Source organism: Scleromatobacter humisilvae (assembly GCF_023231945.1).
Lineage (GTDB): Bacteria > Pseudomonadota > Gammaproteobacteria > Burkholderiales > Burkholderiaceae_C > Scleromatobacter > Scleromatobacter humisilvae.
This window is the reverse complement of the sequence record NZ_JAJLJH010000001.1, coordinates 788,555-804,685: the sequence shown is the minus strand read 5'-3', so window position 1 is coordinate 804,685 and position 16,131 is coordinate 788,555. Positions and strand designations below refer to the sequence as shown.

Below are 16,131 nucleotides of genomic sequence, written 5' to 3'. Positions count from 1 at the left end.
CATGCAACGTGACTGGATGACCCCGCCCGCCGCCGGACTCGGCGTGCGTGTCGAGGCCTTGGGCAAGCGCTTCGGCGAGCGCGTGGTGCTGGACGACATCGGCCTCGACGTGCGACCCGGCGAATTCGTCGCCGTCGTCGGGCGCAGCGGCTGCGGCAAGAGCACGCTGCTGCGCCTGCTGGCCGGGCTGGAGACGCCGACCACCGGCGAGATCGCGCTGGGCGGCGCGCCGTCGGGCGCGCGCCGCGACGACGTGCGCATCATGTTCCAGGAGGCGCGCCTGCTGCCCTGGCGCACGGTGCTGCAGAACGTGCAGCTCGGGCTGGACGCGGGCGACGCCCCCGCGCGCGCGCGTCACGCGCTCGCGCAGGTCGGGCTCGCCGATCGTGCGGGCGACTGGCCGGCGGTGCTGTCCGGCGGCCAGCGCCAGCGGGTCGCGCTGGCGCGCGCGCTCGTGCATCGCCCGCGCCTGCTGCTGCTGGACGAACCGCTCGGTGCGTTGGACGCGTTGACGCGCATCGAGATGCAGCGCCTGATCGAGTCGCTGTGGCGCGAGCAGCGCTTCACGGCGGTGCTGGTGACGCACGACGTCGCCGAGGCCGTGGCGCTGGCCGACCGCGTGCTGCTGGTCGAGGACGGGCGCGTGACGCTGGACGAGCCGGTCGCGCTCGCACGCCCACGCGCGCACGGCTCGCCGGCGTTCGCCGAGCTGGAGGGCCGCGTGCTGGCGCGCGTGCTGGGCGAACCGCCGAGTGCGGCGGACAGGCTGGCCGCCTAGGCGACCGCGATGACCGGCGCGATGTGCTCCGTCTGCGCCACCTGCACGAACTGCGTGACCTGGGCCGCCTGCGCGACGAAGACGTGCTGCGTCTCGGCGTGGTTCTCGATGCGGCCGAAGGTCTCGGGCATCGTCGGCGTCGTGAACGACTGCCGCATCGACGCCGGCTCGTAGGAGTCGGCGCCGACGTGCAGCTCGTGCGTGCGGAAGTCGACGCGCGGATCCTTCTGCGGGCCGTGGCCGTCCTCGACCAGCACCTGCTTCTGCGTGGTGACCGTGTGCTCCATCGGCTGGTATTGCACGGTCTGCTGCGGGACTTCGGTCGTCTGCGTGAGGGTGCTTCGGTGGTCGTCCGAGTCCTCGCGCCAGGTGTTCTCGGCGTTGTCCTCGCGCTCGTCGTCGTGCGTCGTGGAGGTCTGCGCCTGCTCGCTGGCGCTGACGCTGCCGACGCTGCTGGCGACCTTGGCGGTGAGCTGCGCGTATTCCGTCTGCAGCGTCTGGCGATCGGCGTCGGTGAGGGTGCCGCTGGCCGAGGCCATCGCGATGCGCTGCATCATGTTCAGCGCCGCCGGCAGGCTGTTCATCGCGCCGGCCACGGCCACCGTCGACAGGCTCGTCATCGGGTCGGGCACCTGCGATTCGGCGTCGCGCGCGGCCGCGGCCATCGCCTTCAGGTGGGCGATGCGGGCCTCGTCGGCCTTGGCCAGCTGCAGCTGCGCGTTGAAGTCGGCGCGCGAGTTCGCCTCGACCGCGGCCGTGCGGGCGGTGGCGGTCTGGGCTGGCGAGAATGGCGTGGCGACGGGCGTGCTGGGCGTCAACATGGCGAGGTCCTTCAGCGTGCGTCCCGTCGGGGAGGCACGCGCTCGATATCTTGCCCACGCGCCGGGTCGCGCGAAAGTGGCTGGCACAAGCGCGCGAACGGCAACGTGAAGAAATGCCGGCGCTTTCTCCGCCACCTCCGGCGATCGGAAGGGGGCCGTCGGTGCTAGTCGGAAAGAGCGCTTGTTCGGCTCTTCGGCCGCTCGCGCCGGAACTTGAGGCCGGCGCGCCGAATATTTTCGAGGGCGCGACGATGCATATGGCATTTCCTTCGTTGGCGCCGCCCGGCGCGATGCTTACGCTGGCTTGCCATGAACGCCATCCACGCCCCCGCCCGCCATCCGGCGAAGTCGCGCCTCGTGATCGTGCCGGGCCTGCACGGCAGCGGCCCCGCGCACTGGCAGAGCTGGCTGAACGGGCAGATCGCCGGCTCGGTGCGCGTCGAGCAGGACTTCTGGAGCGTGCCCGACATCGAGCGCTGGGCCGACCGCGTCGCCGAGACCGTCGACGCGCAGGGTCCGGGCCCGCACGTGATCGTCGCGCACAGCTTCGGCTGCCTGGCCTCGCTGCACGCGGCCGCGCGCTATCCCGGGCTGGGGATCGCGCAGATGCTGCTCGTCGCGCCTGCCGAGCCGACGCGCTTCAACGCGGCCAACGCACTGCCGCAGGCGCCGCTGCCCATGCCCACCTGCCTGGTGGCGAGCGACAGCGACCCGTGGATGTCCGCGACGCAGGCGCTCGCGTGGGCGCGCCTGTGGAGCAGCGACTGGATCAACCTGGGCGATGCGGGGCACATCAACGTCGAGTCCGGTTTCGGCCCGTTCCCGCTCGCGCGCGAGTGGGCGGCCGGCGCGCTGAACCGTCTCGACACCCGGCCCTGGCGCGTCGCGGCCTGATCTCCCTGTTTCCTCGCCGGCGGGTTTCTCGCTAGAGTGCATGCTGCGTTTCGCAGCAGGCAGGGAGATCCGCGTGGCAGCAGACAACGACCGGCGCATCATCGACTCGCTCGAGTCGGGCCTGCTCTGGTTCGATACCGACCTGCGTATCGTCGACGCCAACCGCGCCGCGCGCGAGGTGCTGGGCCTGGGCGACGGCGCGCTCGGCGTGCGCATCGACGACCTCGGCTGGGTGCAGCACGACGAGCACGGCGAGCCGATGCCCGAGCAGCAGCGCCCGGTCTGGCGCGCGCTGCACGGGCCGGGCGAGACGACCTCGGGCACCGTCGTCGTGCAGACGCCCAGCCACGGCGAGCGCTGGCTGCGCGTGCGGGCGGTGCCGGTGGACTCGATCGGCGAAGGGCGGGGGCGCGGCGCGGTCGTCTCGTTCACCGACTTCACCAGCGAGCATCGCGCGATGGAGACGGCGCGCGAGAGCGAGCAGCTGTTCCGCATGTTCGGCGACCACGCGCTGGACCTGATCTGGATCGTCGATCCGCGCACCCGCAAGCTGCTGTACATGAACTCGGCCTACGAGCGCATCTGGGGCCGGCCGGCGGCGCCGCTCTACGACGACCTGTCGCACTGGCTGGACGGCATCCACGCCGAGGACAGGGAACGCGTGGCTTCGGCCGCGCTGCAGACCAACGCGTCGGGCATGTACGAGACCGAGTACCGCATGACCCGGCCCGACGGCCGCCTCGTGTGGATCCGCGGCCGCGGCTTTCCGCTGTTCGGCCCCGAAGGCCGCATGCGCTACATGGCCGGCTTCGCCGAGGACATCACGCTTGCGCACACCACCAAGGCGCTGGAGCAGGCGCACCGCCTCGCGCAGGAGCGGCTCGAGCGCATCGTCGCCACGGCGCCGGGCGCCGTCAACTCGTACTGCCGCGATGCCGAAGGCCACGGCCGCCTCACGTTCGCCAGCCCGGCGATCAAGGAGCTGCTGGGCGTCGACGCGGCCACGCTGGTCGAGCGCGGCATCGACCTGCTCGATCTCGTGCATCCCGACGACCGCCGGCTGGTGGACGCCTCGCTGCGCGAGTCGGCCGAACTTGGAAGTGCCTGGCTGGCGACCTTCCGCGTCCCGCTCACCGCGGCGGGCGAGCGCTGCCTGGAGGCGCACTCGATGCCGGTGCGCGAGAGCGACGGCGGCGTCGTCTGGCACGGCTTCCTGATCGACATCACCGAGCGCCGCCGCGCCGAACAGGAGATCCGACAGCTCAACACCGAGCTCGAGCAGCGCGTGGCCGAGCGCACGTCGGAGCTGGAGGCCAAGCACCGCGAGATGGAGGGGTTCACGTACTCGGTCTCGCACGACCTGAAGGCGCCGCTGCGCGGCATCGACGGCTACAGCCGGCTGCTGGAGTCCGACCACGCCGACAAGCTCGACGAGGAAGGGCGCTTCTTCGTCGAGATGATCCGCAAGGCGACGGGCCACATGGGCAAGCTGATCGACGACCTGCTGGCGTATTCGCGCGTGGAGCGGGGCCGCCCGAAGCTGGGGCCGGTGACGGCCGGCCCGGTCGTGGCGGCCGTCGTGGACGGCGTCGCCGCCGAGGTTGCGGCCGGCGCGATCGCGCTGCGCTCGGAGGTCGATCCCGAGCTGGGCGTGGTGGGCGAGCGCGACGGGCTGGTGCTGGCGCTGCGCAACCTCCTGGACAACGCGGTCAAGTTCACCGCCGGCCGCCCCGACCGGGCCATCGAGATCGGCGCCCGCCGCTCGCAAGGGCACGCGCTGTTCTGGGTGCGCGACAACGGGCCCGGGTTCGACATGCGCTACCACGACCGCATCTTCGAGATCTTCCAGCGCCTGCACCGCGCCGAGGAATATCCGGGCACCGGCGTCGGGCTGGCGATCGTGCGCAAGGCCGTCGAGCGCATGCACGGCAAGGTCTGGGCGGAGAGCGCGAAGGGGCAGGGCGCGACGTTCTGGATCCGGCTGCCCGCGGTTCAAGCCGCGAACCCCTGACTCGATGCCGCGCCGCCGCGGCGTCCCGCTTCAAACAGGGGCGGTGCAAATGCCGTGTGAAAGAGCGTGCATTTCGCTATGCTGCTCGGATGGAAGATCGCCGCCCGATCCTGCTCGTCGAAGACAACCCGATGGATGTCGACCTGACGCAGCGTGCGTTCGCGAAGCGTCACATCGTCAACGTGCTGGAAGTGGCGCGCGACGGCGAGGAGGCGCTGGAGTGGATCGCGCGCTGGGATGCGGGCCATCCGCTGCCGGTGGTGATCCTGCTCGATCTGAAGCTGCCGCGCGTCAGCGGCCTCGAGGTGCTGCGCCAGCTCAAGGCGCACGCCGACTACTGCCGCATCCCGGTGGTCGTGCTCACCACCTCGCGCGAGGACGCGGACGTCGCCTCGGCCTATGCGCTGGGCGTCAACTCCTACATCGTCAAGCCGGTCGAGTTCGAGAAGTTCATCGACGTGGCGGCGCAGATCGACTTGTATTGGTGCGTGCTGAACCAGCAAGCCATCTGAAACGACGCCGAACACCATGCGAGTCCTGTACGTCGAAGACAACGAACAGGACGCCGACCTGACCTGCCGGCGCCTGGCGCGGCTCGCGCCCGACATCGCGATCGAGACCGTCCACACGCTCGCCGACGCGCGCGAGCGCCTCGCCGCGCAGGAGCTTGCCGGCACGCTGCCCGACGTGTTGCTGGTGGACATGCGCCTGCCCGATGGCAACGGCCTCGAGCTGCTGGGCGAGGTGCGCCAGCGCGGGCTGGGCGTCGCCGTCGTGATGCTCACCGGCTCGGGCGACGAGGCGCTGGTCGTCACCGCGCTGCGCAGCGGCGCCGATGACTACGTCGTCAAGGCCGGCAGCTACATCGAACGCCTGCCGGCCACGCTGGCCGACGTCGTCGAGACCTTCCGCGAGGCCTCGGTGCATCGCTCGACGCCCATCCTCGTGCTCTATGCCGAGCCGAGCGCGAGCGACGTCGACCTGCTGCAGCGCCATCTCGCGCGCTATGCGCCGCACGTGCAGGTGGAGGCCGTGTCCAGTGCGCAGGAGGCGCTCGCGCGCCTGCCGCCGGAGGTCGAGAGCGGCCCCGACGTGCTGCTGCTCGATTTCAAGCTGCCCGGCATGAACGCGCTGGACGTCGTGCGCGAGGTGCGCCACGAACGGCACCTCAACGTGCCCATCATCGTGATCACCGGCCACGGCGACGAGACCAGCGCCGCGCAGACCCTGAAGCTCGGCGCCACCGACTACCTCGTCAAGCAGGACGACCTGCTGCACCGGCTGCCGGTGGCCATCGAGAACGCGTGGTACCGCGCGCAGCTCGAACGCGAGCGCGGCGCGCTGCGCGAGAGCGAGGAGCGCTTCCGCCAGATGGCCGAGTCGATCGGCGACGTGTTCTACCTCAGCGATCCGAAGCGCCGGCTCGCGCTGTACGTGAGCCCGGCCTTCGAGCGCATCTTCCGCATGCCGGTGTCGGCGGTCTATGCCGACTGGCGCGCGTGGCTCGCGCACGTGCACGAGGACGACCGCGAGACCGTGCGCCAGCACATGGACCGCCTCCACCAGGGCGAGCTCGAGGTCGAGTTCCGCGTCTGCCCGCCGGGCGGCGAGACGCGCTTCGTGGTCATGCGCGTCTATGTCGTGCGCGACGGCGCCGGCCGCGACGTGCGGCGCGCCGGCGTGATCCAGGACATCACCGAGCGCAAGGCCCAGGACGCGCGCATCGAGCACCTGGCCTACCACGACTCGCTCACCGGCCTGCCCAATCGCACGATGCTGATGGACCGGCTCGGGCAGGCGCTGTCGCAGGCGCAGCGGCTCGACCAGCAGCTGGCGGTGCTGTTCATCGACCTCGACCGTTTCAAGCTCGTCAACGACTCGCTGGGCCACCACGTCGGCGACCAGCTGCTGCAGGAGATCGCGCGTCGCCTGCGCACGACGCTGCGCGACGCCGACACCGTCGCGCGCGTCGGCGGCGACGAGTTCCAGGTGGTCGTGGCCAACGTCGGCGGCCCGACCGGCGCCGCGCGCATCGCCGAGAAGCTGATGCGCGCGCTCGGCGAGCCGTTCACGCTCGAAGGCCAGGAGCTGCACGTCACCGCCAGCCTGGGCCTGAGCCTGTTCCCGCGCGACGGCGACAGCGGCGCGCTGCTGCTGAAGTACGCCGACATCGCGCTGTACGAGGCCAAGGGCGAGGGCCGCAACGCGTACCGCTTCTTCAGCCCCGAGATGAACGCGCAGGCGCACGGCCGCCTGCGTCTCGAGAACGACCTGCGGCGCGCGGTCGAGCGCCACGAGCTCGAGCTGCACTACCAGCCGCAGCTCGATCTGGCCACCGGCGAGGTCTGCGCGGTCGAGGCGCTGGTGCGCTGGCGCCACCCGGTGCGCGGGCTCGTGCTGCCCAACGCGTTCATCCCGATGGCCGAGGAGACGGGCCTGGTGCTGGGCATCGGCGAGTGGGTGCTCAACGAGGCCTGCCGCCAGGTCGCGCAGTGGCAGCGCGAGGGCGTCGCCGACGGCCTGCGCGTGGCCGTCAACATCTCGGCGCGCCAGTTGCAGCGCGCCGGGCTCGACACCGCCGTGCGGCGCGCGCTGTCGCTCAGCGGCCTGCCGGCGCCGTGCCTCGAGCTCGAGATCACCGAGAGCAGCGTGATGCTCGACCCGCTGCACGCGCAGAGCGTGCTGCAGTCGCTGCGCGAGCTCGGCGTGCTGCTGTCGATCGACGACTTCGGCACCGGCTACTCGAGCCTCGCCTACCTCAAGCGCCTGCCGCTCGATCGCCTCAAGATCGACCGCTCGTTCATCGGCGGCATCCCCACCGATTCGGACGATGCCGCCATCGTCGAGACCATCATCGTGATGACCCACAAGCTGGGCCTGCGCGTGATCGCCGAGGGCGTGGAGACGCTGGAGCAGCGGCTGCAGCTGGTCAACCAGGGCTGCGACGAGATGCAGGGCTTCCTGCTCGCGCATCCGGTGCCGGCGGAGGAGCTGCCGCCGCTGCTGGAGCGCCTGAAGGAGGCCGCCGCCGCCGCGCGTCCGGCCGGGCCGGCGTGACGGAGACGTGCGGCGCGGACGCGGCGCGCGTGGCCTTCGCGGCCTCGCTGGTCGTGCTGGGCGCGCATGCGCTCGTCACGCGCGGCACCGTGGGCGTCTGGGGCCCGGTGCCGCACGGCGTGCCGGTGCCGGCGGTTTTGCCCTGGTTCATCGGCGGGCTCGTCGTCGCCTGCGGCCTCGGGCTGCCGTGGCGGCGCACGCTGCCCGTGGCGGCGCGCGTGCTGGCGGCCTGGCTCGTGCTGTGGCTGCTGCTGGCGCGGCTCGTCGACGCGATGATGGCGCCCGCGATCGCGGGCTATTGGTCGGGCTGCGGCGAGACGCTGGTGCCGCTGGCCGCGACCTGGGTGCTGCTGGCGCTGGACGGATGGCGCGGCCGCGTCGTCGCACGGGTGTTGTTTGGCCTCGCGCTGATCCCGTTCGGCATCGCGCACTTCGTCTATCTGAAGGAGACGGCCTCGCTGGTGCCCGCCTGGCTGCCGGCGCCGCGCGCGTGGGCGATGTCCACCGGCGGTGCCTACCTCCTGGCGGCCGCCGCGCTGCTCGCGGGCGTGCTCGCGCGCCTGGCCGCGGCGCTCGCGGCGCTGCAGATCGCCGGCTTCACGGCGTTCGTGTGGTTGCCCATCCTGGCCTCGGGCCATGCCGACGCGTCCAGCTGGAGCGAGAGCGTCATCTCGCTGATGCTCAGCGCGGCGGCGTGGGTGATCGCGCAGGCGATGCTGAGCAAGAGCGGCGCCTAGGTCGCAGCTCCGCGCACCACCGGCAGCCCCATCTGGTGCCAGGTCAGCATGCCGCCGCGCAGGTTGGCCACGCGCGTGAAGCCGCCTTGCTTGAGCAGCACCGTGGCCTGGCCCGAGCGCATGCCGGCGTGGCAGACCGCGACGACCGGCTTGTCGCGCGGCAGCGAATCGAGGCGCGCCTTGAGCTCGCTGAGCGGCAGCAGCCGTGCCGAGGCGATGCGACCCAGGCGCTCGTCCATCTCTTCGGGTTGGCGCACGTCCAGCAGCAGCACGTCGTCCAGGTGCTCGGAGACCCAGTCCGGTTCGATCTCGATCAGGCCGGCGTAGGTCTGGCGCACCGGCGCCCAGTCGGCCACGCGCGGCGCGGCGCCGTCCTCGGGGCGGCCGGAGCGCTGGTTGGCGGGCAGCGCCACGGCCAGCTGCTTGGGGTGCGGCAAGTGCAGGTTCTCCATGAAGCCGACGAAGTCGCGCTCGTCCGCGTGGCCGCCGATGCGCGGGTTGTGGCGCCGTTCTTCGCCGACCGACGACATCGTGCGGCCGCTGTAGTCGTGGCCCGGGAAGACCAGGCATTCGTCGGGCAGGCTGAAGATCTGCTGCGTGATCGAGCGATACAGCGTGCCGGCGTGGCCCTGCTGGAAGTCGCAGCGGCCGGCGCCGCGGATCAGCAGGCAGTCGCCGGTGAAGGCCATGCGGCGGTCGCCGTCGACGAAGGTGAGGCAGCCGCCGGTGTGGCCGGGCGTGGCGCGCACGTCGAGGCGGTGCTGGCCGAAGACGACGCGGTCGCCGCCGTCCAGCCGCAGGTCGGCGCCGCGCATCTCGTCGCCGTAGCGCGCCGAGATGCCGATGCGGCAGCCGGTGGCCTGCTGCATCAGCCAGGCACCGGTGACGTGGTCGGCGTGGCAGTGGGTGTCGAGCGCGGCGACCAGCGTCAGCCCCAGCTCCTCGACCAGCGCGCGGTCGCGCAGGTGCTGCTCGAACACCGTGTCGATGATCACCGCCTGGCGCGTGCGCGGGCATCCGAGCAGGTAGGTGTAGGTCGACGACGCGGCGTCGAACAGCTGGCGGAAGACGAGGTCGCCGAACATGGCTCTCAATCGGAAAGAGGCGCGGCCCGCGCGCGCGGCGCGGGGTCGATCAGGACGGCTGCTTGGTGGTGCGCAGGTAGGGCTTGACCGTCTTGAAGCCGGGGAACCTGGTCGCGGCTTCCTCGTTGGACACGGCCGTCGTGATGATCACGTCGTCGCCGTTCTTCCAGTTCACCGGCGTGGCCACCTTGTGCCTGGCGGTCAGCTGCATCGAGTCGAGCACGCGCAGGATCTCGTCGAAGTTGCGGCCGGTGGTCATCGGGTAGGTGAGCATCAGCTTGATCTTCTTGTCCGGGCCGACGACGAAGACCGAGCGCACCGTGGCGTTGGTGGCGGCGGTGCGGCCATCGGCGCCACCGGCCTCGTCGGCGGGCAGCATGTTGTAGAGCTTGGCCACCGCGAGGTCGGTGTCGCCGATCATCGGGTAGTTGACCTTGGCGCCCTGCGTCTCCTCGATGTCGGCTTCCCACTTCGCGTGGCTGTCCACCGGGTCGATCGACAGGCCGATGATCTTGGTGTTGCGCTTGGCGAACTCCGGTTCGATGCGGGCCATGTAGCCCAGCTCGGTGGTGCACACCGGCGTGAAGTCCTTGGGGTGCGAGAACAGGACGGCCCAGCTGTCGCCGATCCAGTCATGGAAGGTGATCGTGCCCTGCGTGGTCTGGGCGGTGAAGTTGGGGGCGGTGTCGTTGATGCGAAGAGACATGGCAGGCTCCGGTTGGGTGAGTGATCGGCAGTGTCGCGCAGCGGCGGCGGCCGTTCTGTGAGGAAGGTTACAGCGCGCGGCCAGGACAAGCCCGCGCGTCGCGGCGACAGGGTGGCCAGGCGTTCAGCGCCTGGTGCATGGTGCGGATCGGCGTGGGCTTGGCCGCGAGCGCGGGCGCGAGCCGCTGGTCGAGCTTCCGGAAGGTGACGGCGGCGACCAGCTCCAGCAGGTCGGACAGGCGCTCCGAGGCCTGTGGGCGGCGCTGGCGGGCCGCTCGTCGAGCTTCTCGGGCTCGAGTTCGCGCAGCGTCGGGTAGGTCTGCAGCAGAAGCGACCGGGTGGTGTCGGCAATCATGGTGGCGTCCCTCGTGTGGCCTCGCGCGCGTCGGGCCAGGGCGCCAGTGTAGGACGATGTCGGCGCCGCGCGGCGCCGTTCTTCACGCGAAGGCGAGTTCAGTGCGCCTCGGGCTCGTCGTCGTCCGTCCCCGCGTGATGGGCCGCCGACGCGCCGCCCAGGCCACCGCCCATCCCGCCACCGGCTCCCCCGCCGCCATCGGCGCCGCCCTTGCCGCCACCGCCGGGCCCGCCGCCGCCGCCGGCGGCCTTGTCACGCGCGCCCAGCGAGCGCAACGGCCCCTGCTTCGGGATCGCGACCGACGCCGGGATCGGCTCCAGCTCCAGCACGTCGCGGATGAAGTCGCGCAGCGAGGCGACCAGCGCCGCCGTCTCGACCGGACGACCCGCCGCCATCTCGGTGGCCGCATGCGCGGCGAGCCGCACTTGGTCGTCGGTGCCCAGCAGGATCACGTCGGACAGCGCCGCCTCGACCGCGTCGCGCACGCGGCGCGCGCGATCCGAGCCGCCGGCCGCGTCCGGCGCCAGTGCGCGCAGCTCGCGCAGGTGCCGCGGATCGACGGCCAGGGCGCCGGTGAACGATCCGCCCAGCGTCTTGTACGCGGCGATCAGCGTCTTCAGGCGCTCGTTGATCTGCCGGTTCTCGCGCTCGCGCCGTTGCTGCACGGTCTGCATCACGAGCAGCCGCACGCCGACGGCCACCACCGAGACCAGCACGAGGCCGAGCAGGGTGGAGATCAGGGTCTGCCAGGAACTGAAGTCGAGGGCGCTGCGCATCGGTTGTCCTGCGCAGCGCCCGGCAAGCGAAGGTCCCGGACGCGGCCGGGACGCCGCTCAGCGCGGCAGGCCCTTGACCGCTTCCGGCGCCGGCTTGCGCGCGAGCGTGTGGGCGGCGGGCGTCGTGGCCGGGGGCGTCGCCTTGCCGGCGTCGACGTAGAAATTCACGCGCGGAAGGATGCGCACCGAGACGCTGCCGCTCGCGACGGTGTGCAGGTCCTCGTTCTCGAACACGAAGTGCGCCTTGCCGTAATTGGCGATCGGCACCCAGGTGCGCACGTAGAAGTTCGACGCCAGGTTGTTGCTGCGCGTGAGGACGAGGTTCGCGCCGCTGTCGGCCCAGGTGGCCGGCATCGACAGCAGCACGTTGCCGCTGGTGTCCTTCTCCTCGAACACGCCGGTGTTGTCCGCGTAGAGCTGGTAGTCGGTGGGCGAGTCGGACTGCAGGAACAGGCCGGAGTTCCAGACGTGCGCCTGCGCGTTGTGGCCGCCGAATCCGGCCGACGCATCGGGCACGACCATCATGGTCTGGAACACGGACGTCGGGCCGCCGCTGCTCCAGGCCGCGCCGAGCCAGGTCTCCGCGTGCGTGTGCGGATCGACCGACAGGCGCGTGTAGCCGCGCTGGAACGTGCCGAAGTCCAGCACGAACCAGCCGTCGACGAGATCACGCGGCACCGAGGCGCCCGTGTCGGCGAAGGTGACGCTGTGGTGCGCGAACGTCGTCAGGCGCGCGACGAGTTGTGTCGGGTCGACGACGCCGGCCGGGTCGGTGTCGCTCATGCCGGCCAGCGTGGCGCCGTGAGCGAGGTCGTCCATGCCCGGGCGATCGGCCATGTCGGCGTAGGTGGTGGGGGTGCCGGGGTCGCTGGTCGAGCCGTAGGGCGTGACGAGCCCGGGCGTGCAGCCGCCGATGTCGGTGGTGGTGCCGATCTCGATCACCTGCGCGCTGCCCTTGTGCGCGCCGCCCGAGACGTGGCGCACGGCGACCTGCCGCAGGTCGACGGTCTGGGTCATCGGCAGGCCGTTGCAGTCGAAGGTGTCCTGCGTCGTCTCGATCGGCGCCGACAGCGTCAGCACGCGCAGCGTGCCGTCGTCGGTCCAGGTACCGTCGGCGTTGCCGGCGAAGTCCACCAGGTGCGCGCGGTGGGTGGCGGCGTCCCAGTCGATGAGATAGGCCGTGAGGAAGGACGGCTCGCTGACGTAGCTGAGGCGGGTGTGCGGGGCCGCCTGCGCGGCCGCGGCGCAGGCCAGCGCGAGGGCGCCGAGCGCGAATCTGCTGCGGATCATTGTGTTTCTCCCTTGACGCATTCGCCAGCGAGGCGCGGGCGCGATGCCTCGGCGGCGATTCTGGGATGGCCGCGAGGCGTCATGGCTCAGGGGAACCCCGGGCCGGCGGCGCCGCGGCTTCCTGTGCGTAGGGATGGCGAGCGGATACGGCGGGTGGTATGCGAGCCGGCGAGGTCGTCGTCACGACGCCTTCGATATCGCTGCTGGCACAACGGGGCGCCAGGCCGCGCGGGTGTGGCGCGACCTGGCCCGAGGCGGAGGCCTCAGCGCGCGGTGTAGCCGCGTCCGTCCATGCACGCGAAGGTGGCGCGCTGGAAGATGCTGGCGTCGTTCATCGCGTTGTTCTGCGTCGTCGCCCAGCTGTTGCAGGCGCGGCGATCGGCCTCGGTCTGCGCGGCGGACTGGCCGTTGCGCGGATAGAAGATCGGCTCGGCCGCCGACGGCGCGGGCACCGCGGCGGGCGCGGGCGTCGCGTAGACCGTGGTGGGCGGGTAGTAGACCGGCGGGTTGGTGTACACGACCGTCGGCGCGTCGTAGTAGTACGGCGACGCCAGGGCGGCGACCCCCAGGCCCAGGCCGAAGCCCCACAGCGGATCCCAGCCCCAGCCGCGGTAGTAGCCCCCGTGATAGCCGCCGTGCCAGCCGCCACCGCCGTGCCAACCGCCGCCGCCGCCGCCGTGCCAGCCACCCGGCGCGGCCTGGGCGAGGCCGCTGCAGGCCAGCGCGATGGCGCCGGCGGCAATGGCGAGGGAACGGCGCAGCGTGCGGCCGCGCGATGGCACCAACGCCGGGGTATGAACGATGGTTGCACTCATGTCGAAATCTCCTTCAGGAACGCGCTTTTGGCGCATGTGCTGATTCTCTGCCTTCGGGCGTTCATGTCGAGCACAGGTTGGACGCCTTTACAAGACTCTACGTGGTAGATCCCGTGCCCGGCCGTTGGTTCCCTGGGCGCCTGCGCCCGCCTCGGGCTTGCGGACCGCCCACCGTTGTGCGAGAACGCGGATTGCTCCCGGATCCTTCATGACCGACTCAACCCGACAATTGCCCTGGTCGCTCGCCGACATCGATTTCTCCGCCATCGACCCCGCGCGCGTGAGGGGCGACGACGCGATGTTCCTGCTCGTCTGCAGCGCGTCCTTCGTGGAGAGCGGCAGCGATACCTACACCGGCAACCTGCTCGAACGCTTCGCCCACGACGACGAGGTCGGCGACTGGCTGCGCGATCACTGGGAACCCGAGGAACTGCAGCACGGCCGCGCACTGCAGGCCTACGTGCGCCACGTCTGGCCGGAGTTCGACTGGGACGGCGCGTATGCCGACTTCTTCGCCGACTATTCGCGGCTGTGCACGATGGAGGAACTCGAGCCCACCTGCGGCCAGGAACTCGCCGCGCGCTGCATCGTCGAGATGGGCACGACCACTTACTACCAGGCGCTGAACGCGGCCTGCAAGGAGCCGGTGCTGCGCGACCTCACGTGGCGGATCCGCAGCGACGAGGTGCGCCACTACAAGCACTTCTACGGCTTCTTCCAGAAGTACGCTAGCTCGGAGAATCTTGGCCGCCGGCACATCCTGGGTGCACTCGTGCGCCGCGCGCTGGAGTTGCGGCGCGAGGACACGACGATCGCGTCGCGCCACGTCGCGGCCTGGCACCGGCGCAGTCGGCCGTCGCGCGTGTCGGACGCCGCGGTGGCCTCGAACAAGCAGCTGATCGAGCAGGCCTATCGGCTCGTCAGCGAACACCTGCCGATGGAGCTTGCCGTGCGCATGGCGATCAAGCCGCTGCGGCTCAGCCCGGCGCTGCAACGCTTCGTCATGTGGCCGCTGTCGGTGCTGGGCGCCGGGATCGTCCATCCCTGAGGCCGGCCGGCGCAGCGACACGCCATGCCCAGGCTCCGCCTCGACGACTGGCAGCCGCATCCCGCCGTCGCGAACCGGCTGACGGGGCAGGACGACGGCCCGCACGCGACGCTCGCTCTCGGCGACCAGGCCGGCCTCGTGCAGTTCGGCGTGCACCTCGAACGGCTGCCGCCCGGCTCGCGCTCGTCGCATCGCCACTGGCACGAGACCGAGGACGAGTTCGTGCTCGTGCTGTCCGGCGAGCTCGTGCTCGTGGAGGACGTCGAGACCGTCCTGCGCGCCGGCGACGCGGCGGCCTGGGCCGCGGGCGCGCCCCTGGCGCACTGCCTGGAGAACCGGGCCGCCGGCGACGCGACCTTCCTCGTCGTCGGCGCGCGCGCCGCGGCGGGCACCGTGCATTACCCGGATCACGGCCTCGTGATGCGGCACGACGAGACGGGGCGGCGATTCTTCCGGGCCGATGGCTCGCCCGTCGATCACGCGGCTGCGCCGTCGGCGACGGACGGCACGAAGCCGCCGGCTCGAAGGTAGCGATCCCGCGCCGCGAGCAGCGGCTCCGAGGCCCCGACTCGCGCGGAACTGCGCGTCGGCCGGACGCGTCGCCGCACGGACAGCCGCCGCGAGGCGATGGCGAGGCGGACCGAAGGTCGCGGACGCGCGGCGGTGGATGGAGGCGGAATTCCAGGTGCACGCAAGTTCGCGCCCAGGGCCCTGGACGAGTTCGAGCGCGACTGCGTTGAATGCTCCCGCGATTGCGCCCGCATGGGTCGAGGCCGGCCTCGCATTCGCGCTAGGATCGTCTTCCGTGCTCGCGAGCCCTTTCTCTTCAAGCCATGCCGACAACGCCCCCTGAAGACGTCGCTGCCATGTTCGACCTGCCCCCGCCGTCGGCAATGGAGCAGTCGGGCGAGTCGACCGCGGAGGCCGCCGAGGCGGCCCTGGCGGCCGAACTCGCGGCGACGCTCGCGTCCGGGGGCGTCGCCGGCGACGCCCCCGATTCACGCACGGACCGGCGCGTCGAGGTGACGTGGCCGGCGCGCATGCAATTGGCCAATGGCGACATCATCGAACTCGAGGTTCGCAACATCTCGGAAGCCGGCGTCGGCCTGACGAGCGACCGGCGCATTCCGGCCGACACCGTCGTGAACTTCGAGATGGACGTGCCGCCGCCCGGCGCGAGCGGCCAGGCCACGCCCGTCAAGGGCACCATCAAGACGACCTACACGGTCGCCCACGGCGCGGCGATCCTTGTCGGCGGCACGTGGGTGCAGGTGCCGCCTGAGGGTCAGGAACTCGTGAACACGTGGGTGGAGCGGCTGCGGCGTTGAGACAAGCCGAGGCGCCAGCGTGAGGCGAGGCCCGGCGCGGTCAGCCGCGATCGACCACCATCGACTCCCGGAAGGAACACCATGGCGAAGTACCTGATCTCGTTTCCCAGCGCGGCGATGGTCGTGCCCGATGGCGAGCTGGAAGGCGTGGGCCGCGACGCACACGCCGTGATCGACGCGGCGAAGGCCGCCGGCGTCTACGTCTTCGGCGGCGGCATCGACGAAGGCGTGCCGCCCGTGCGCGTCTCCGCCGACGGCACGGTGGCAACAGGCGGCTATCCGTGGGCGCCCACGCTCGACGGCGGCTTCACCGTGCTGGAACTGCCTTCGCGCGACGAGGCCATCGCGTGGGCGGCGCGCATCGCCAAGGCCTGTCGCTGCGACCAGGAGTTGCGCGTCTTCGGGTTCGACCCGCAGTCCTGAGGGCGGCG

The 16,131-nt window shown here is 71.5% G+C and carries 16 protein-coding genes; 10 read left to right on the top strand and 6 right to left on the bottom strand.

Annotation, left to right across the window (positions count from 1 at the left end; translation table 11 throughout):
• The first annotated feature begins 1 nt into the window (after position 1).
• Entirely contained in the window at positions 2 to 778 is a 777-nt protein-coding gene (locus tag LPC04_RS03755) for an ATP-binding cassette domain-containing protein (RefSeq protein ID WP_275680841.1), read from the top strand.
• Here the strand turns inward: LPC04_RS03755 and LPC04_RS03750 are convergent.
• Positions 775 to 1,599, bottom strand: coding sequence for a hypothetical protein (locus LPC04_RS03750; protein ID WP_275680840.1), 825 nt, complete (start codon positions 1,597 to 1,599; stop codon positions 775 to 777). The genes LPC04_RS03755 and LPC04_RS03750 overlap by 4 nt on opposite strands.
• A 309-nt stretch (positions 1,600 to 1,908) precedes the next feature.
• Between LPC04_RS03750 and LPC04_RS03745 the strand changes: the two genes are divergently transcribed.
• The 5 genes from LPC04_RS03745 to LPC04_RS03725 all read left to right on the top strand — a co-directional run bounded on the left by LPC04_RS03745 (position 1,909) and on the right by LPC04_RS03725 (position 8,298).
• Entirely contained in the window at positions 1,909 to 2,493 is a 585-nt protein-coding gene (locus LPC04_RS03745; protein WP_275680839.1) for an RBBP9/YdeN family alpha/beta hydrolase, read from the top strand.
• Between the two features lie 73 nt (positions 2,494 to 2,566).
• Positions 2,567 to 4,504 carry a PAS domain-containing protein gene (locus tag LPC04_RS03740; protein ID WP_275680838.1) on the top strand — a complete coding sequence of 646 codons (1,938 nt, stop codon included), beginning with the start codon at positions 2,567 to 2,569 and terminating at the stop codon, positions 4,502 to 4,504.
• A gap of 89 nt (positions 4,505 to 4,593) precedes the next feature.
• The gene (locus LPC04_RS03735; protein ID WP_275680837.1) at positions 4,594 to 5,016 is read left to right on the top strand and encodes a response regulator; all 423 of its coding nucleotides are present in this window, start codon (positions 4,594 to 4,596) and stop codon (positions 5,014 to 5,016) included.
• A 16-nt stretch (positions 5,017 to 5,032) separates the two neighbouring features.
• On the top strand, positions 5,033 to 7,561 hold the full coding sequence (locus tag LPC04_RS03730) for a two-component system response regulator (protein ID WP_275680836.1): 2,529 nt from the start codon (positions 5,033 to 5,035) through the stop codon (positions 7,559 to 7,561).
• Positions 7,558 to 8,298, top strand: coding sequence for a DoxX family protein (locus LPC04_RS03725; protein ID WP_275680835.1), 741 nt, complete (start codon positions 7,558 to 7,560; stop codon positions 8,296 to 8,298). The genes LPC04_RS03730 and LPC04_RS03725 overlap by 4 nt, the downstream gene beginning before the upstream one ends.
• On the opposite strand, the gene LPC04_RS03720 is transcribed toward LPC04_RS03725, so the two are convergent.
• The 5 genes from LPC04_RS03720 to LPC04_RS03700 form a co-directional block, all read right to left on the bottom strand.
• Entirely contained in the window at positions 8,295 to 9,383 is a 1,089-nt protein-coding gene (locus LPC04_RS03720) for an MBL fold metallo-hydrolase (RefSeq protein WP_275680834.1), read from the bottom strand. The two genes, LPC04_RS03725 and LPC04_RS03720, sit on opposite strands and share 4 nt — an antisense overlap.
• A 49-nt stretch (positions 9,384 to 9,432) precedes the next feature.
• Positions 9,433 to 10,089 (bottom strand): peroxiredoxin, encoded by a 657-nt coding sequence (locus LPC04_RS03715; RefSeq protein ID WP_275680833.1) that lies wholly within the window; start codon positions 10,087 to 10,089, stop codon positions 9,433 to 9,435.
• Between the two features lie 452 nt (positions 10,090 to 10,541).
• Positions 10,542 to 11,219: a hypothetical protein gene (locus tag LPC04_RS03710; protein WP_275680832.1), complete on the bottom strand. Its 678-nt coding sequence runs from the start codon at positions 11,217 to 11,219 to the stop codon at positions 10,542 to 10,544.
• A 57-nt stretch (positions 11,220 to 11,276) separates the two neighbouring features.
• Positions 11,277 to 12,509: a hypothetical protein gene (locus LPC04_RS03705; RefSeq protein WP_275680831.1), complete on the bottom strand. Its 1,233-nt coding sequence runs from the start codon at positions 12,507 to 12,509 to the stop codon at positions 11,277 to 11,279.
• Positions 12,510 to 12,772: 263 nt separating this feature from the next.
• A complete protein-coding gene (locus tag LPC04_RS03700) occupies positions 12,773 to 13,324 on the bottom strand; it encodes a hypothetical protein (RefSeq protein ID WP_275680830.1) in 552 nt (183 codons plus the stop codon).
• Positions 13,325 to 13,532: 208 nt separating this feature from the next.
• Between LPC04_RS03700 and LPC04_RS03695 the strand changes: the two genes are divergently transcribed.
• The 4 genes from LPC04_RS03695 (at position 13,533) to LPC04_RS03680 (ending at position 16,123) form a co-directional block, all read left to right on the top strand.
• Positions 13,533 to 14,372 (top strand): ferritin-like domain-containing protein, encoded by an 840-nt coding sequence (locus tag LPC04_RS03695; protein WP_275680829.1) that lies wholly within the window; start codon positions 13,533 to 13,535, stop codon positions 14,370 to 14,372.
• Between the two features lie 24 nt (positions 14,373 to 14,396).
• Positions 14,397 to 14,903: a cupin domain-containing protein gene (locus LPC04_RS03690; protein ID WP_275680828.1), complete on the top strand. Its 507-nt coding sequence runs from the start codon at positions 14,397 to 14,399 to the stop codon at positions 14,901 to 14,903.
• Between the two features lie 335 nt (positions 14,904 to 15,238).
• Positions 15,239 to 15,700: a hypothetical protein gene (locus LPC04_RS03685; RefSeq protein WP_275680827.1), complete on the top strand. Its 462-nt coding sequence runs from the start codon at positions 15,239 to 15,241 to the stop codon at positions 15,698 to 15,700.
• 81 nt (positions 15,701 to 15,781) lie between these two features.
• Positions 15,782 to 16,123: a YciI family protein gene (locus LPC04_RS03680; protein WP_275680826.1), complete on the top strand. Its 342-nt coding sequence runs from the start codon at positions 15,782 to 15,784 to the stop codon at positions 16,121 to 16,123.
• The last annotated feature ends 8 nt before the right edge of the window (positions 16,124 to 16,131 follow it).

Coding starts and splice junctions, on each gene's coding strand:
- LPC04_RS03755 (WP_275680841.1), top strand. CDS start 2: ATGCAACGTGACTGGATGACCCCGCCCGCCGCCGGACTCGGCGTGCGT.
- LPC04_RS03750 (WP_275680840.1), bottom strand. CDS start 1,599: ATGTTGACGCCCAGCACGCCCGTCGCCACGCCATTCTCGCCAGCCCAG.
- LPC04_RS03745 (WP_275680839.1), top strand. CDS start 1,909: ATGAACGCCATCCACGCCCCCGCCCGCCATCCGGCGAAGTCGCGCCTC.
- LPC04_RS03735 (WP_275680837.1), top strand. CDS start 4,594: ATGGAAGATCGCCGCCCGATCCTGCTCGTCGAAGACAACCCGATGGAT.
- LPC04_RS03730 (WP_275680836.1), top strand. CDS start 5,033: ATGCGAGTCCTGTACGTCGAAGACAACGAACAGGACGCCGACCTGACC.
- LPC04_RS03720 (WP_275680834.1), bottom strand. CDS start 9,383: ATGTTCGGCGACCTCGTCTTCCGCCAGCTGTTCGACGCCGCGTCGTCG.
- LPC04_RS03715 (WP_275680833.1), bottom strand. CDS start 10,089: ATGTCTCTTCGCATCAACGACACCGCCCCCAACTTCACCGCCCAGACC.
- LPC04_RS03710 (WP_275680832.1), bottom strand. CDS start 11,219: ATGCGCAGCGCCCTCGACTTCAGTTCCTGGCAGACCCTGATCTCCACC.
- LPC04_RS03705 (WP_275680831.1), bottom strand. CDS start 12,509: ATGATCCGCAGCAGATTCGCGCTCGGCGCCCTCGCGCTGGCCTGCGCC.
- LPC04_RS03700 (WP_275680830.1), bottom strand. CDS start 13,324: ATGAGTGCAACCATCGTTCATACCCCGGCGTTGGTGCCATCGCGCGGC.
- LPC04_RS03695 (WP_275680829.1), top strand. CDS start 13,533: ATGACCGACTCAACCCGACAATTGCCCTGGTCGCTCGCCGACATCGAT.
- LPC04_RS03690 (WP_275680828.1), top strand. CDS start 14,397: ATGCCCAGGCTCCGCCTCGACGACTGGCAGCCGCATCCCGCCGTCGCG.
- LPC04_RS03685 (WP_275680827.1), top strand. CDS start 15,239: ATGTTCGACCTGCCCCCGCCGTCGGCAATGGAGCAGTCGGGCGAGTCG.
- LPC04_RS03680 (WP_275680826.1), top strand. CDS start 15,782: ATGGCGAAGTACCTGATCTCGTTTCCCAGCGCGGCGATGGTCGTGCCC.